Genomic DNA, 15,982 nt, shown 5'->3' with positions numbered 1-15,982 from the left:
TTATGGCTGTACTTATTATTGCTGAAGCCGGGGTTAATCATAATGGAGATGAAAAATTAGCTTTTCAATTGGTTGATGTCGCTAAAAAATCCGGTGCGGATATAGTGAAATTTCAAACATTTAAAGCAAAACGATTAGTTACAGCTGATGCTAAGCAATGTGATTACCAAATAACTAATACAAAGAAAGAAGAATCTCAACTTGCTATGCTTAGCCGTTTAGAGTTAAGTTTTGAATTTCATTTTAAATTAGTTGATTACTGCAACAATTTAGGTATTGAATTCTTATCTACAGCCTTTGATTCTGAAAGCTTAAAGTTTTTAGTGAATGATTTAAAATTAAAAAAACTAAAGATACCCTCCGGTGATTTAACTAATGCCCCCTTAGTGCTTGAACATGCCCAAACTGGCTGTGATTTAATTGTTTCTACAGGAATGGCTACTTTGGCTGAAATAGAAACAGCATTAGGCGTTATCGCCTTTGGTTATGTAGCAAAAAAAACAGAGAAACCAAGTATTCAAGCTTTCGAAAAAGCATATTATTCTGAACTTGGTCAAAAAATGCTTAAAGAAAAAGTGACAATTCTTCATTGTACAACAGAATACCCTGCACCTTTGCAAGATATTAACCTTAAGGCAATGGATACGATAGCTAATGCGTTCAAATTACCTGTTGGTTATTCAGATCATAGTGCTGGTATCCACATTCCTGTCGCTGCGGTTGCTAGAGAAGCAACAATAATAGAGAAACACTTTACTTTAGATTGCAATATGGAAGGTCCAGATCACAAAGCGTCACTCGAGCCTGAACAGTTAAAAGCTATGATTGATGGTATTCGGAACATTGAGTTAGCATTGGGTGATGGTCTTAAAGGCCCAAGGCCTTCAGAAGTCAAAAATAAATCGGTTGCAAGGAAAAGCCTCGTTGCGGAGCAAGTTATTAATAAAGGAGCTGTTTTTAGTAAAGACAATATGACTACAAAACGTCCCGGCTCAGGACAAAATCCGATTAATTACTGGGAGTTACTTGGCAAAGAAGCAATAAATGATTATCAGATAGGTGATCTAATTAATGAATGATGGCGTTTTATTAATTGGCTCTGGAGGACATGCTTCCGTTCTATTAGATATGTTAATTGAGCAAAAGATTAATATTCTTGGTTATATATCTCCACTTCCAGCAATTAATCAAAAATTATTTTCAGATTTTCATTGGTTTAAATCAGATGAGAATATTTTGCAGTTTGATAAAACAGTGGTTAAATTGGTCAATGGTATTGGCTCATTACCAGGGAATACTTTAAGAGCTGATTTTTATAATAAATATAAAGATTTAGGTTATAGCTTTGCAACACTAGTTTCTGAAGAAGCTTGCGTGTCTAGGTATGCTACTTTAGAAGAAGGTGTACAAGTCATGCGTGGCGCAATTATACAAACAGGAACAAGTGTTGGTTACAATAGTATCGTAAACACGGGTTCAATAGTTGATCATGATTGTACTATAGGAAGCAATAACCATATCGCGCCAGGCGTCACTATTAGTGGACAAGTGACCTCAAAAGAAAATGTTCATTTTGGTACTGGTTCTTCAATTATTCAGTCAATTAATGTAAATGAAAATGTTGTTGTTGGGGGGGGGGCACTATCACTAAAGACGTAGCTAAAAACACTATTTGCTATCCCGCACGTATATTCAAAAAGGTAATAAGTTAATATGAGTCAAGATTGGAAGAATATACTAGTTTCCCCTTTAAGTAACATACAAGAGGTTCTAAAAATCATTGATAGTGAAGCGCTACAACTTGCGTTGGTCGTTGACATTGACAATCGTTTATTAGGCACGGTCACTGATGGTGACATACGAAGAGCATTAATTAATGGTGTTCCTTTATCTCATCCTATTTCTGAAATTATGTTTACAACGCCTACCGTTGCCAACTGTAATACCTCTAAATATCAACTTTTAGAGTTGATGAATACTAAGCAGCTTAATTCTATTCCTATTTTAGATAAAGGAATCGTAATTGGTTTGGAGACAATACATCACATAACCCAAAAAGCTAAGTACGATAACCCTGTGTTTTTAATGGCTGGTGGCTTTGGCAGTAGATTAAAGCCTTTAACTGATAATTGTCCTAAACCATTGTTGAAAGTGGGAGATAAACCAATATTAGAAACGGTACTTTTAGGTTTTGTTAAATCGGGCTTTCACAATTTTTATATTTCAACTCATTACTTACCCGAAATGATAAAAGAATATTTCGGGAACGGAGAAAAATGGGGGGTATCGATAAACTATGTACATGAAGAAGAGCCGCTTGGAACTGGAGGTGCTTTAGGGTTACTGCCCAAAGATTTACCGGAACTACCTGTAATCATGATGAACGGAGATGTACTGACAAAAGTTGATTTAGAAGCCTTACTCACTTTTCATAATGAGAATGACGCCAATGCAACAATGTGTGTTCGTGAATATAAATATCAAGTGCCGTTCGGTGTAATTGAAAGCGAAGGGAATAAAATCAAAAGCATGGTAGAAAAGCCTATGCAGCGCTTTCATGTTAATGCTGGAATATATGTCGTTGGACGAAAAATCATAGAGCAAGTTAATAGTAATGAAGTAGTCGATATGCCAACACTATTGGAAAGGTATTTAGATCAAGGTGTACTAATGTTTCCATTCCACGAATATTGGTTGGATATCGGCCGTATAGATGATTTTAATCGTGCTCAAATAGATATTCAGACTTTAGGAATTGACTAATAATGAAAAAAGTTGCCGTAATTGGTTTAGGCAATATAGCTACCCGTCACCGTCATAATTTGAAACTACTGTTCCCAAAGGTTGAATTATTAGTAATGTCCGCAAGTGGGCGAGTGGTCAAAGAAAATATTGATGATTGTGATGGTATTGTAACGAGTATTGAAGATCTAGTTCAAGCGCAGGTTGAATTAGTTATTGTGGCATCGCCAGCACCTTTTCATGCTCAACATTCTATTCCTTTTATTAAAGCTGGTATTCCAACGTTAATTGAAAAGCCGGTGACAACATCTGTAGATGATGCAAAAGCCATTAACAGAGCAATTGAATTACACCAAACACCTGTATCCATAGGTTATTGCTTGCGATACTTACCTTCAGCACAGAAGCTAAAGGCTTTGTTGGATAATGGAGTAATTGGCACTATATATAATGCTCATATTGAAATTGGGCAATATCTACCTGATTGGCGTCCTAATATAAACTATCGTGACAGCGTTTCTGCCCAAAAGAAATTAGGTGGAGGTGCATTATTTGAACTCAGTCATGAACTAGATTACGCGCAATGGTTGTTAGGGCCATTAGATGTAAAACATTCAATTTTACGTTCATCAGCAGAATTAGCGTTAGATGTTGAAGATATGGCAGATATTATTGCGTTGACTGAATCAGGCGCCGTAGCTACGATTCATTTGGACTTTTTACAGCGTAAAGCTCACAGGCAATGTAGCTTTATCGGTAGTGAAGGCCGTATAGACTGGGATTTGATGCTAAATCAACTGACTTTAACTACTGCAACAGAAACGTCTGTATTATACCGTGATCCTAGATGGGATAAGAACCAAATGTATTTGGCTATGATAGAAGACTTTATTCAAATGGTTGAAAAAAAGAATCATACTTGCATTAAGTTTACTGACGCAATAAGAACAGTTTCTTTTATTGATAAAATAAAACAGAAAATCAATGCTAATGGAGATATAAAATGAAAAGTTTTGCATTTGTTTTTGCTCGAGGCGGGTCAAAAGGCTTGCCAGGTAAGAATATAAGACCACTAGCTGGTAAACCGTTGATTCATTATTCTATCGAAACAGCTAAAAATTGTCCTTCTATTGATGAGGTTTTTGTCTCCACCGATGATACAGCAATTGCTGAAATTGCCCGTCAAGCCGGAGCAGTTATTATTGAACGACCAGCTGAGCTTGCTAGTGATACGAGTCCAGAATGGCTTTCATGGCGTCATGGTATTGAATGGGTAGAAAGTCATTACGGAAAATTTCAATACTTTGTTAGTTTACCTGCTACAAGTCCGCTTCGTGATGTTTCTGATGTTGAGGGAGCAATTACTAAACTAGAAAGCAGTTTAGCTGATATCTGCATTTCAATTACTCCTGCATCAAGAAGTCCCTATTTTAATATGGTTAAGGTTTTAGATGATGAAACGTGTGAATTAGTTATCAAACCTAAAGGGGCTGTAACTCGAAGACAAGATGCTCCTGATGTTTTTGATATCACCACAGTTGTTTATGTTGCGACACCAGCCTTTATTAAAAATAATGATAGTTTGTTTTCAGGAAAAGTAACCAGTGTCGTTGTTCCTAAATACAGGGCGGTTGATATCGATGATATTTATGACTTTAAATTAGCTGAAGCTATTTTTGCAGGATAAAAATATGAATAACTTATTAGTAGGTGAGAAGGTTTTAGTCATTGGCGCCGGTGGGTTGTTAGGGACTAAAGTAACTAAACATGCTTTAGAGCAAGGTGCGAAGGTTATAGCAGTAGACCTTTCTTTAGATAACTTACAAGCGAAACTATCAAAAGTAGGCATAGACATAGCTAATTCAAATCTTAGCTGTGCTAGTTTAGATATAACAGTTGAAGAAGATGTAATCAATTTTTTTAAAAGTGGAATTGTAATCACTGGAGCTGTTAACTGTACTTATCCTCGTAATAAAGCGTATGGCGCTCATTTTTTTGATGTTAAAATAACTGATTTTAATGAAAACCTGTCACTCCACCTAGGAAGTGCTTTTTTGTTCACTCAACAGTGTGCAAAATACTTTAAGTTAAATGAGAAGCCTTTTTCATTAGTAAATATATCATCTGTTTATGGTGTCATTGCACCGAAGTTCGAAATCTATGATAATACGCCGATGTCAATGCCAGTAGAATATGCAGCTATTAAATCAGCGATACTTCACTTAAATAAATACGCGATTAAGTATGTTAACAATAGTCTATTTAGAATTAATAGCGTAAGTCCAGGAGGTATTTTTGATAATCAACCCGAGTCATTCTTAAATGCATATAAAGCATTAACGAATGGAGAAGGTATGTTAGAAGTGGAAGAGATCATAGGCTCTGTTCTATTTCTTCTATCGCAACAATCAAAGTTTGTAACAGGGCAAAATATTATAGTTGATGATGGGTTTTCCCTGTAAATTTTTGGCTCTGTGGTAGAATATTGTTGTTACCTGCGCAAAGGCTTATAGTTACAGGGCTATCAGCAAATTCAGGGTTTAAGCGTAAATCCTTTGCAAGTACCTATGCATATGCTCCGTAGCTAACTTTGATTAATACGACAACAGTGTTCTACAACAGAGCCAAATTTTTATAATCGAAATAAACTTCGTTTTGTGTTTTTTAGTTAAAAATAATTATTGATGGTTGAGGTATCTCTGATGGATAAAATAAGTGTTTTAGTAGTTGTGCCTCATGATGCAGCATTAAATGAATATGTTTCAATTTTTAATTCTACTACTCGATTTGTACCAGTATTTTACTTGGGGTATAAAAGTCGATATATACAAATATTGGAAGAGTCTAATATTTGTTATTATACAGAACACAATGATAATAAGATAAAACGTAATACTTTCATGACAATAAAAAGAGTTGTTGTTACAAAAATAAAGCATTTCTTTGATAATAGTTATTTAGGTTGCTTTTTACAATCTAGTGTTTTAAAAAATTATCTAACAAAAAAATTGAAGAATAAGATAATTAAGCGGATGGTATCGTTAGACTCCATTGTAATTAGACATAAAGTTTTAAAAGTAGTTATAGCGACAGATCGCTCATATGGTAATGAAGCTTCCGTAATCCTTTTAGCCAAACGGAAGAAGTTAGACATTATCTTAATGTCATTCGCATATAGCGCAGATTATAAGTCTGTTTATAAGTTGAGGAATGCTCTGATATATTCATTTTTACGTGGTCAGCCATCTACAGTTATTTTTAAATCTAGCTCATTAGGTAATAAAGCTTTTTATCGTTCTTTCGAATCCTGCGCATTAAAAGAGCTAGGGGTACTATCCAGTAATCCATGGGTACTAGGGATGGGGCATTGTTCAAAAATGTTAGTAGATAGTGAAAGAGAGAAAAGTAGGCTAGTAAAACTAGGTGGACATAAAGAAAAATACGTAGTAACGGGTCTAACTACTCATGATAGCCTCTATTCTCAATTCATAAACAAAAGCACTTATAAAAATAAATTCAAAGAAGAATATAGTTTAAATTCTGATCCTAATATATTTATTTCATTACCACAGTATTTTGAGCATGGCTTATGTGAGGAAACAGAACATTTTTTAATTATCAATCAAATGATAGATATATTATCTAAACTAGATGTGAACTTATTTATTAGCCTCCACCCTAAAATGGATAAAGCTAATTATAATCACCTCGACAAAAAAGAAAGTGTTCATATATTGGATGAACCTTTATCGAGTAATTTGATTTGTGCAGATATCTTTTTAGCTACTTATTCATCAACTGTTACCTGGGCTTTAATGTGTGATATCCCTGTTGTGATTTTTGATCATATTAACTTGGCCTATGATGACTTTTATTCTGAATTTTTAATACCTTTAGCTATAAATAATGACGAACTTCTTGTTAAGGTGAAAAGGATCTTGTTTGAAAGTGTTAGTAATGACAACTTAATAACTTCTAATATCAAGAATGAAATTTCACCATTTGATGGAAAATGCTTAAATCGGATTGTCAAAGCGATATCTGAAGAGTAATTAATGAATAAACAGCTGAAAAATATATTTGGGTTAATTACTGTTGGTTTTTTACCTTATTTAATTAACTTTCTTATACTGCCTTTATATAGCCATTATTTAACTCCTGCTGATTTTGGCCTTATAGGTTTGGCTATGGCGTGTATGATGGTTGGAAGTACATTGTCTAATTTACAATTACCAGGTGCCCTGTCTAGAATCTATTTCGATTATGAAGGAGAAACAAGAAAAAAATATGTATCGTCAGTTATTAACGGAAGTTTTCTGATCTCTTTAGTCTTTATTGTTTTCTACCTACTATTATCTGATGCTATTACTGATTTAGTGTTTAAAAGTTCTGAGTACGTAAACTTATTCCACACTGTACTCATCATGCTGTTATTTAACTTAACTAATTTGAGTTTTGAAAGGTTGTTAATTAACCAGCAAAAAGGGAGTGCGATTTTAGTAAGAAGCCTTGTTTGTCAAGGGATTAGTATAACTTCAGGCATTTACTTTATAATTTATTGTAAATTTGGCGTACAAGGTTTTTTATACTCACAGGCTTTATATTATATATCTATGACTATAGTTTCTTTTTTAATTATTAGAAAAGAATACCGATTTACCATAGATATTAATTATCTTTTGGAGTCTTTAACATATTCTTTTCCCTTGATTTTTCATGCTATAGGGGGCGTTGTTTTTATGTATAGCAGTGTGTTTTTTATTGAAAACATGTTGTCGCTTTCTGCTTTAGGTGTCTTTTTTATTGCTGATAAATTTTCCCAAGTTATAAAAGCTCTTGTTAATTCATTAAATAATGTGATTATGCCTATTTTTAATAGACTATCTGTTATTAGTGATTATAAAGGGAAGGCGTTTTTAGAAAAGCTTATACCTATTTGGTTTCTATTGATTTTACTAATAGTTCTCCATTTTTCTTTCTTTGCAGAATTATTCATAAAAAACTATATCACGGGTGATTATGGTGGCGTATTTATACCTTTATTTCTAATGAGTTCTGCATATATATTTAGGGGGTTCTACTGTTTTTCTTCAGCACCACTATTCTTTAAAAAGTTTACGGGTGTTATCCCTAAAATTACAATTTTAACTGGTGTTTTATCTCTAGTCTTTAATTATATATTGATTAAGCTTTATGGACTTAGTGGCGCTTCCTTTGCTATTCTAGCCTCATTTTTTTGTAGTTTTGTTCTTGCCTATTACTTTTCAGGCAAGGCCTATAGAATAACTTTTTCTTTTCTTAAAAATGTTAAAATACTTGGCTTGGTATTAGTAACAAGCTTAATTCCTTTATTATTTATAAATATAGAAAATATTGTTGTTTTATCTATATTTAGTACTGTAATTATTTCAGTAACGTTATTCACTTTATTTTATTTTAATGTATTTGAACTGAAAGAAAATTCGGTTCTCGTGCGGGAGTTAGTATGAATCAGACAGAAGTTTTTATAATTGCAGAAGTTGGGCAAGCGCATGATGGCAGTTTGGGGATCTTACATTCCTATATAGATGCGGTCGCTACTACGGGTGTAAATGCAATAAAATTTCAAACTCATATTGCAGAAGCTGAAAGTAGCATTTATGAACCATTTCGTGTTAATTTTTCTTATGAAGATAAAACGCGTTATGACTATTGGCAAAGAATGTCATTTACTTATGAGCAATGGATAGAAATTAAAGCACATTGTGATGAAGTCGGTTTAGAGTTCATTAGTTCTCCTTTTTCAATAGCTGCAGTCGAACTGCTCGAAAAAGTTGGTGTTAATAAATATAAATTTGGCTCCGGGGAAGTTGCTAATAATTTGATGTTGGATGTCATATGCCAAACGGGGAAAGAGATTATTTTATCTAGCGGTATGAGTTCATTCAAAGAGTTAGATATAGCAGTTGATAAGGTGAAAAAATCAGGAAACAAGTTGTCTCTTTTACAATGTACAACCAAGTACCCAACAAAGCCGAAGGACGTTGGTTTGAATGTTATACCTGAATTGCAAGAACGATATAATATTGACATTGGTTTCTCGGATCACTCAGGCACAATTTATCCTTCACTAGCCGCAGTGACTCTTGGTGCGAAAATAATTGAAGCACATGTGACTTTTGATAAAAATATATTTGGACCCGACTCTACATCGTCTCTTACTATAAAAGAATTTAAGCAATTAAATGAAGGTGTAAGAAATATAAGTGAAATGTTAGCTAATCCAGTAATGAAAGAGGATAATTCAGGTTTTACTGACTTAAAGAGAATTTTTGAAAAATCTTTATCAGTAAATAAATCGCTACCAGCAGGGCATTTAATCACGATACAAGATCTAGAAGCAAAAAAACCTTCAGGTTTTGGTGCTTCAGCCGCTAATTATGAAGAAATCGTAGGGCGTAGACTTTTAAGGCCTCTTTCAAAATGGGATTTTTTAAATGAGGGTGATTTAAATGAATAGAATTAAAGTGTGTGTTGTTGTTGCTAGCAGGGCAAATTATGGGCGAGTCAAGTACTTGCTTAAAGCGTTAAAAGAAAAAGATGAAATTGAACTACAAATAATCGTTGGTGCATCTTTAATGCTGGAGCGATTTGGTAAAGCAGTTAATGTAATAAAAGAAGATGGTTTTGAGCCTAATAAAGCCATTTATTACACTGTTGAAGGTGAAACATTATTAACTCAAGCTAAATCAACAGGTATGGGGGTTATTGAATTATCTACTGCATTGGACGAGTTAAAGCCTGACTTTGTTGTTTCAGTCGCTGATAGATTTGAAACGATGGCCACAGCAATTGCTTCGACATATTTAAATATACCATTAATCCATCTCCAGGGCGGTGAAGTCAGCGGTAATATAGACGATAGAGTTCGTCATGCTATCACTAAACTTGCTGATTTTCATTTTGTAGCAACAGAAAAAAGTAAAGAAAGAGTTATAAAAATGGGGGAGCTGGAAAGCTCCGTATTTAATTATGGCTGCCCAGCAATGGATGTAATTGCTAATTCAGATACTACTATTTCTAATTATATAATGAGGAAATATGGAGGGGTTGGTGCAGATATTGATTGGACAAGACCTTATATATTAATGATACAACATCCAGTAACAACCAGTTATGGTAGTGGTTTTCATCAAGTAAATGAAACTCTCAAAGCTCTATTAGAATTTAAAAATATTCAGAAAGTTGTTCTGTGGCCTAATGCTGATGCCGGTGGTGAAGATGTAGCCAAAGGGATTAGAGTATTTAGAGAAAAGAACAGAGATGAAAACTTTCATTTTTATAAAAATTTCTCAGCAGAAGACTTCATTAGAGTATTAAATAATGCTGTTTGTGCTGTCGGTAATTCGTCTTCATTTCTAAGGGAAGGGGAATTTCTTGGTGTACCTTCTGTTGCCCTAGGTGATCGACAAAACCAGAGGGAGCATGGCGAAAACATTGTCTTTTCTGGTCATGATTGTGATGAAATTCAGATGAAAATATCATCACAAATAAAGCATGGGAAATATCTCCAAGGCACTATCTTTGGAGGTGGAGATGCAGGCTATAAAATAGCTAATGAAATCCCTAAATTAACACCCTTATTACTAAAACCAATGACGTATTAATATGATAGTGGCAATAATACCTGCAAGAGCGGGCTCTAAAGGATTTAAAAATAAAAATATTGCAGAAGTGGATGGGGTATCACTATTAGCTTATGCAGTAAGAAGTTCGAAACAATCCCAATTAATAGATCGTACTGTGGTTTCAACCGACTCAAAAGTCTACGAAGAGATAGCAACTAGTGAGGGAGCTACTAGTTTAGGCTTAAGAGAAGAGGTACTTGCGGGGGATAATTCAAAAACTGTCGATGTTGTATTGAAGTTATTACAACATAAATCTCTACAAAGTGTAACACATGTTATATTGTTGCAGCCTACATCCCCGATTCGCTCGGGAGAGATGATTGATGAATGCATATCTTTGGCTCAAAAAAATCGTGAATCGGTTGTTTCTATAGCTAAAATTGATGACCCTCATCCAGCTAAACTAAAAAGAATTGTTAATGGGAGTATTGAGTCATATTTACCAGGGGCCGAATCTGAAATTAATAGGCAGGAGCTGCCAGATGCTTATGCTCTGACTGGCGCAATATACATATCAACTGTTGAAAATTTGATTAGTAATAAATCTTTTTTTTCATCAAATACTCAACCATATATTAGTCGCTCTTTTGCCAATATAGACTCTCAAGATGACTTTGAATATTTGGAATACCTGGTTGAAAAAGGAAAAGTGAGCTTACCTAAATGATAAATATAGATTTTTTGTTTTTGATGGAACACGAAGATAGAGAAGGGGCCGCACTGTATAATATTACTGAAAGATTATCTAAAAAGGGATATTATTGTGTCATATTATCAACTGAATTTCATTCTCATCGCTATGGTCAATATAACCCTAAATGTATAGTCTTCCCGTATTCTATTGATGATAAAACATGGCCAGTCTCTTTTTTTAGGAATAAAAAGTGGAGAGAAAGCCAGTTAGTCAGTTTGAATTGGGAGCAACTACTGAGCAATGCAAATAAAGAGTTTAAAAAGCCAAAATCGGATGTGATAAAGTCTTTTTTTAAACACTTAGCGTGGGATGAATCTTTCAAAGATTTTTTATGCTCTTCAGGAGTTAGGCCCACAAATGTAGAGGTTATAGGTAACCCATTGCATGAATTGCTCTTTCATGAAACATTGAATTCAAGCGATTTAACTGCCTCGTTAAAAAAGGAATTTGCAATCCCTCATCAGGCTGATATTTATTTCTTTCCTATGAATTATGGTTGGGCTTTTTCGTCAGATAAAACAATTAAAGCAAAAATTAAAATGGGTTATGATGAAAATATTGCTTGGCAGTATAGGGATTATTCAAAGCGATGTTTAAATAAGTTTGTAAAGTTTATAACTAAGGCAGCAATAGTTAACACGACAGATTATTTTATTATTCGACCTCATCCTTCTATTTCTATAGAACAATATGAATTGATTTTCAAACAATTAAAATTAGATATCCCTAAAAATATATTAATCACAAAAAGTTACTCGATAAAAGAGTGGATATCGGTTGCTAAATTAATCGGTAGTTCGTGGAGTACCTCTGTCTGGGATAGTATTAAAATAGGAAAAATTGGCTTTTTATTCACTCCTGAGCCTAGACCTGAATGGTTAAATACGTTTTGGAATAATAAAGTTACTAACTTATCAAGTGTTGAAGAGTTTATGGTGTTAACACAAGAAAAGGGTATAGATAAAGAAAGTCCTATTGGTATAATTGATGAAATAGTCGATTGGTTAATTAGTAATATAGGTGGTGATCATTACACTACTTTTACACCACTTAATAAAAGTCAGTGGCTGTATAGTTTGAGATCTCGATTCAGGGAGTTTTCTATGAAACACTTAAATGCTAGCTTTATAAATAAAGGAATGCAGCGAGATTATTTTAAGCCAATAAATACAAAAGAACATACAGATGTATAAAACAAAAAAAACACAAAGTTATATTCTTTTATATACAATTTCATTAATTTTAGTTTTTCGGAATTCAATTACTGTAGTTTTAAATGGGTTAATTGCCAATGCTTTAGTTTTATTGATTTTTGCAGTTGTGCCCATGTTTTTGAAATATAGCGTTAAAAGTAAAATGTCCACTGGGCACTATTTATTATTTCTGTATTTCTTATACAGTGTACTGTTGGTGCTTTTATTTCCGGTTTTCTCCACAAAAGGAAATTATTTAACAGCGATAATTGGGTTTACTAATTTAATATGTATGCCGCTTTTTTGGTTTGTTGTACTATCAAAAACTTTGAATTATGAAAGCTTCAAAAAGATAAGTTATTTCCTATTGTTTTTGGGCGGCGTAAATGCAGTCGGTGCTATAATTCAAACCTACGTATCAATAGATTTATTTGGTTTAATTAATCATAATATATACACAGACCAAGACACTTTTATTAATGAAAATGTGAATGTAAGAGCTGTTTCTTTTATCACTTCACCACAGTCACTATCATTGTTTCTCGCATTTAGCTTCTCATTTAGTTTTGTATTTAAATCAAAGTATATGCTTATGTATAAAGGTCTGATTTTATTTGCTGGTGCGTTAACAGTGAGTAAAGCTTTTTTTGTCTTTTTGATTACTTTTTTTGTTTTTAGTTACCTTTCTCTTTCCAAAAGTTTGCAGCTTTTTGCTAGTTGCTTTTTGTTGATATCGGCTGTTCTTGTGTTCCAAGAACAGTTGGATAGGATCACTGAAATTTCGTATTTTATGGCAAATGTTGACAAGTATTCGGCATACCCCATATGGTCAGAGGCCATAGAGTATGGTAGTAGATTCCCTTCTTTTTTATTTGGTAACGGTATCGGAGTGTTTTCTCGAGGTGGACAACAAATAGGTGAGTATGTTCTATTATCTGGTTCTACTGAGAGCTTTATAATTCAACTTTTTGTAGAGTTGGGTTTAGTCGGGATACTCATGTTTTTATCTTTAGTAGTATATTCTGCGAATAAACTACTAAAATTTAACCGTCACATGTTCGGAATACTTATGGGTTTTTTAGTTGTTAGTTTATTCACTCCTGCTATTTATGGTTACTCATCAGGGCTGATTTTTTATTTTATTCTCGTATTACCCTTAGCTACAAATCTAAATTTTAAAAGGCCGTAAATTATGTCGTTTAGTGTATTAATGTCAGTTTATTGTAAGGATAACCCAAAGTACTTTTCTTTGGCTTTAAAAAGTTTGTTACATCAATCTGAATATTATCAACAATTGGTTCTTGTTTGTGATGGCAAGGTTGGAAGTGAATTAGAAGCCATCATTAAGGAGTATAAGGAATATTTTACAAAAAATAAGATTGATTTTATAAATCCAAAAACGGAAGTAAATAATGGACTTGGAAAAGCTCTTAATATAGGGACTGCATATTGTAATCAAGATTATATTGTACGAATGGATAGTGATGATATATGCGCAGATAATCGTTTTCAGCGCTTAGTTGAAATTATAACTGATGATCCTGAAACGGATGTTATAGGTACGCAGATAGAAGAATTCAATAAGCAACCCGGAGATTTGAAAAATAGGCGAGTTGTACCGACTCAATTAAGTGAAATAATTAATTATTCAAAAATGCGAAACCCGATGAATCATGTCACCGTTTGTATTAAGCGTAAATCCTTGTTGGCTGTAGAAGGATATGAAAACGTACTTTTTCATGAAGATTATTATTTATGGTTGAAAATGATTAGTAAAGGTATGAACTTAAAAAATGTAAACGAAGTCCATGTATTTGTACGTGTTGGCGATTTAGGTAATAGAAGAAATGGAATCAAATATTTCAAAAATGAAATTAAATTCTTAAAAGCTGCAATATATTTAAAAGAATTTACAATAATCGATTCATTAAAATATATCCTACCCCGTATTCTAGTGAGGTTATTACCGGGATATATGGTTTCTAAAGTTTATAAAAAATTAAGAGTGAGCTCTTAAAGTAATATTATGTTTAATTGTACAAGGGGTACTATAAAATGGAATTTAAGGAAGAACAACTAGACCTATGGTCGATGGAAGGATTAATGCCCCGCTTTCACGAAGTGAAAGGCGAGTATAAGCGAGGCAGCTTGTTGCGGGGAATTTTAATTTATATATGTAACTTTAATAAGGTGAAATAAAGTGAAAGTCGCGATAACAGGAGCTAGTGGTTATATAGGAACCAAGTTTATAGAACATTATTCTAATGAAGTTGATATTGTTGCAATTACTCGAAATAGAAAATATGAGTACCTTAATAAAGTTATAATAAACTCGTTAAATGATATTACTGCTAATAATTTAGCAGATGTTAATTGTATAGTTCATTTGGCTGGGTTGGCTCATTCAAATAAATATACTTTAGATAACTATAACCAAGTCAATGTTCAAGGTACAATTAACTTAGCTAGGACTGCAATAAAGGTAGGGGTTAAACGTTTTGTATATATAAGTTCTATTGGGGTTTATGGCAACAAATCACAAAATATTAGTTTAACTGAAGATGTGGAGCCTGAACCGGTTGGAGCACAAGCTGATTCAAAACTTAAGACTGAAATAAAGTTGAAAAAATTAGTTGATTCATCGGAAATGGAGTTGGTGATAGTTAGGCCAGCCATAGTTTATGGTCCAAGTGCCCCAGGTAATTTTAATAAATTAATTTGTATTATTAATAAGTTATCATTTGTACCTTTTGGCTTAGTAAACAATGCCAGGAGTTTCATTTCTATAAATAATATATGTAGTTTTATTTATTTGGTTTGTAAGCACCCTAAAGCCGCGAATGAGGTGTTTGTGATTGCGGACAAAGAATATATATCAATAAAAAATTTAACCTGTAATATTGCCAAAGAAATTGGAAAGCCCTTAATTCAAGTCCCTATTCCAATACATTTGATGTTTCTTACGGCTAAAATGGTGGGGAAGTCCACGTTAGTTAATAATTTAATTGGAAATTTAAGAGTTGATTCATCAAAGGCTAATACCCTTTTAGGGTGGCATCAAAAAGAAAAGTTAGATGATGTTCTTAGTGACTTAATAAACGTAGAGAAAAATAATGATTAGATGTATAGATTTTGTTTTATCATTGGTTGGTTTGGCCTGTGCATTGCCTTTCTTTGTTATTTTATTCATTATTGGTTTATTTGATACGGGCTCACCTGTTTTTAGACAAGAACGTGTTGGACGAAATAAAAAACCTTTTATCTTAATTAAATTCAGAACTATGTCTGTTGATACCGCTTCAGTAGCCACTCACTTAGCAAGCTCTGCATCAATAACACCCTTTGGTAATTTTCTACGGAAAACTAAGTTAGATGAGTTACCACAATTGTGGAATGTATTAAAAGGTGAAATGAGCTTAGTTGGTCCTCGCCCTGGTTTGTTTAATCAGCAAGAGTTGACTGAAGCACGAGAGGCTAAAAATGTTTATGCTGTACGTCCCGGAATTACCGGTGAAGCACAAGTCAATGACATTGACATGTCGACACCGGTGCTGCTCGCAAAAACTGATGCTAAGATGATTAGTGAATTAAATTTAAAGAATTACTTTAAATTTATTTTGCAAACCGTAACTGGTAAAGGCTCTGGTGATCGTATTAAGGGTAGTTAGTGTTGGCCTCATGATAAT

General features: G+C 33.5%; 16 protein-coding genes. All 16 read left to right on the top strand.

The window, feature by feature from the left end; all coding sequences use genetic code 11:
- Positions 1 to 2 precede the first annotated feature (2 nt).
- Complete coding sequence (gene neuB / locus A3Q34_RS06205) at positions 3 to 1,079, top strand: N-acetylneuraminate synthase (protein WP_070374572.1); 1,077 nt, start codon at positions 3 to 5, stop codon at positions 1,077 to 1,079.
- Positions 1,072 to 1,659 carry a NeuD/PglB/VioB family sugar acetyltransferase gene (locus A3Q34_RS06200; protein ID WP_231907440.1) on the top strand — a complete coding sequence of 196 codons (588 nt, stop codon included), beginning with the start codon at positions 1,072 to 1,074 and terminating at the stop codon, positions 1,657 to 1,659. Before neuB ends, A3Q34_RS06200 begins: the two co-directional genes overlap by 8 nt.
- Positions 1,660 to 1,713: 54 nt before the next feature.
- A complete protein-coding gene (locus A3Q34_RS06195) occupies positions 1,714 to 2,763 on the top strand; it encodes a nucleotidyltransferase family protein (RefSeq protein WP_070374571.1) in 1,050 nt (349 codons plus the stop codon).
- A gap of 2 nt (positions 2,764 to 2,765) precedes the next feature.
- Complete coding sequence (locus A3Q34_RS06190; protein WP_070374570.1) at positions 2,766 to 3,749, top strand: Gfo/Idh/MocA family protein; 984 nt, start codon at positions 2,766 to 2,768, stop codon at positions 3,747 to 3,749.
- Complete coding sequence (locus A3Q34_RS06185; RefSeq protein WP_070374569.1) at positions 3,746 to 4,429, top strand: acylneuraminate cytidylyltransferase family protein; 684 nt, start codon at positions 3,746 to 3,748, stop codon at positions 4,427 to 4,429. The genes A3Q34_RS06190 and A3Q34_RS06185 overlap by 4 nt, the downstream gene beginning before the upstream one ends.
- Before the next feature lie 4 nt (positions 4,430 to 4,433).
- Positions 4,434 to 5,204 (top strand): oxidoreductase, encoded by a 771-nt coding sequence (locus A3Q34_RS06180; protein WP_070374568.1) that lies wholly within the window; start codon positions 4,434 to 4,436, stop codon positions 5,202 to 5,204.
- A gap of 240 nt (positions 5,205 to 5,444) precedes the next feature.
- On the top strand, positions 5,445 to 6,794 hold the full coding sequence (locus A3Q34_RS06175) for a hypothetical protein (protein WP_070374567.1): 1,350 nt from the start codon (positions 5,445 to 5,447) through the stop codon (positions 6,792 to 6,794).
- Positions 6,795 to 6,797: 3 nt separating this feature from the next.
- Positions 6,798 to 8,231 (top strand): oligosaccharide flippase family protein, encoded by a 1,434-nt coding sequence (locus tag A3Q34_RS06170; protein WP_070374566.1) that lies wholly within the window; start codon positions 6,798 to 6,800, stop codon positions 8,229 to 8,231.
- Positions 8,228 to 9,241, top strand: coding sequence for an N-acetylneuraminate synthase family protein (locus tag A3Q34_RS06165; protein ID WP_070374565.1), 1,014 nt, complete (start codon positions 8,228 to 8,230; stop codon positions 9,239 to 9,241). Before A3Q34_RS06170 ends, A3Q34_RS06165 begins: the two co-directional genes overlap by 4 nt.
- A complete protein-coding gene (gene neuC / locus A3Q34_RS06160) occupies positions 9,234 to 10,388 on the top strand; it encodes a UDP-N-acetylglucosamine 2-epimerase (RefSeq protein WP_070374564.1) in 1,155 nt (384 codons plus the stop codon). Before A3Q34_RS06165 ends, neuC begins: the two co-directional genes overlap by 8 nt.
- 1 nt (position 10,389) lies before the next feature.
- On the top strand, positions 10,390 to 11,076 hold the full coding sequence (locus A3Q34_RS06155; RefSeq protein ID WP_070374563.1) for an acylneuraminate cytidylyltransferase family protein: 687 nt from the start codon (positions 10,390 to 10,392) through the stop codon (positions 11,074 to 11,076).
- Entirely contained in the window at positions 11,073 to 12,296 is a 1,224-nt protein-coding gene (locus A3Q34_RS06150) for a hypothetical protein (RefSeq protein WP_070374562.1), read from the top strand. The genes A3Q34_RS06155 and A3Q34_RS06150 overlap by 4 nt, the downstream gene beginning before the upstream one ends.
- Positions 12,289 to 13,485, top strand: a complete 1,197-nt coding sequence (locus A3Q34_RS06145) for a hypothetical protein (protein WP_070374561.1) — start codon at positions 12,289 to 12,291, stop codon at positions 13,483 to 13,485. The genes A3Q34_RS06150 and A3Q34_RS06145 overlap by 8 nt, the downstream gene beginning before the upstream one ends.
- Positions 13,486 to 13,488: 3 nt before the next feature.
- A complete protein-coding gene (locus tag A3Q34_RS06140) occupies positions 13,489 to 14,313 on the top strand; it encodes a glycosyltransferase (protein WP_070374560.1) in 825 nt (274 codons plus the stop codon).
- Positions 14,314 to 14,496: 183 nt separating this feature from the next.
- Positions 14,497 to 15,417, top strand: coding sequence for an NAD-dependent epimerase/dehydratase family protein (locus tag A3Q34_RS06135; protein ID WP_070374559.1), 921 nt, complete (start codon positions 14,497 to 14,499; stop codon positions 15,415 to 15,417).
- A complete protein-coding gene (locus A3Q34_RS06130) occupies positions 15,410 to 15,964 on the top strand; it encodes a sugar transferase (RefSeq protein ID WP_070374558.1) in 555 nt (184 codons plus the stop codon). Before A3Q34_RS06135 ends, A3Q34_RS06130 begins: the two co-directional genes overlap by 8 nt.
- Positions 15,965 to 15,982: the final 18 nt, after the last annotated feature.

Origin of the sequence: Colwellia sp. PAMC 20917 (genome assembly GCF_001767295.1) — a bacterium.
In the GTDB taxonomy this organism is placed as follows: Bacteria; Pseudomonadota; Gammaproteobacteria; order Enterobacterales; family Alteromonadaceae; genus Colwellia_A.
This window is presented reverse-complemented; position numbering and strand designations above follow the sequence as displayed.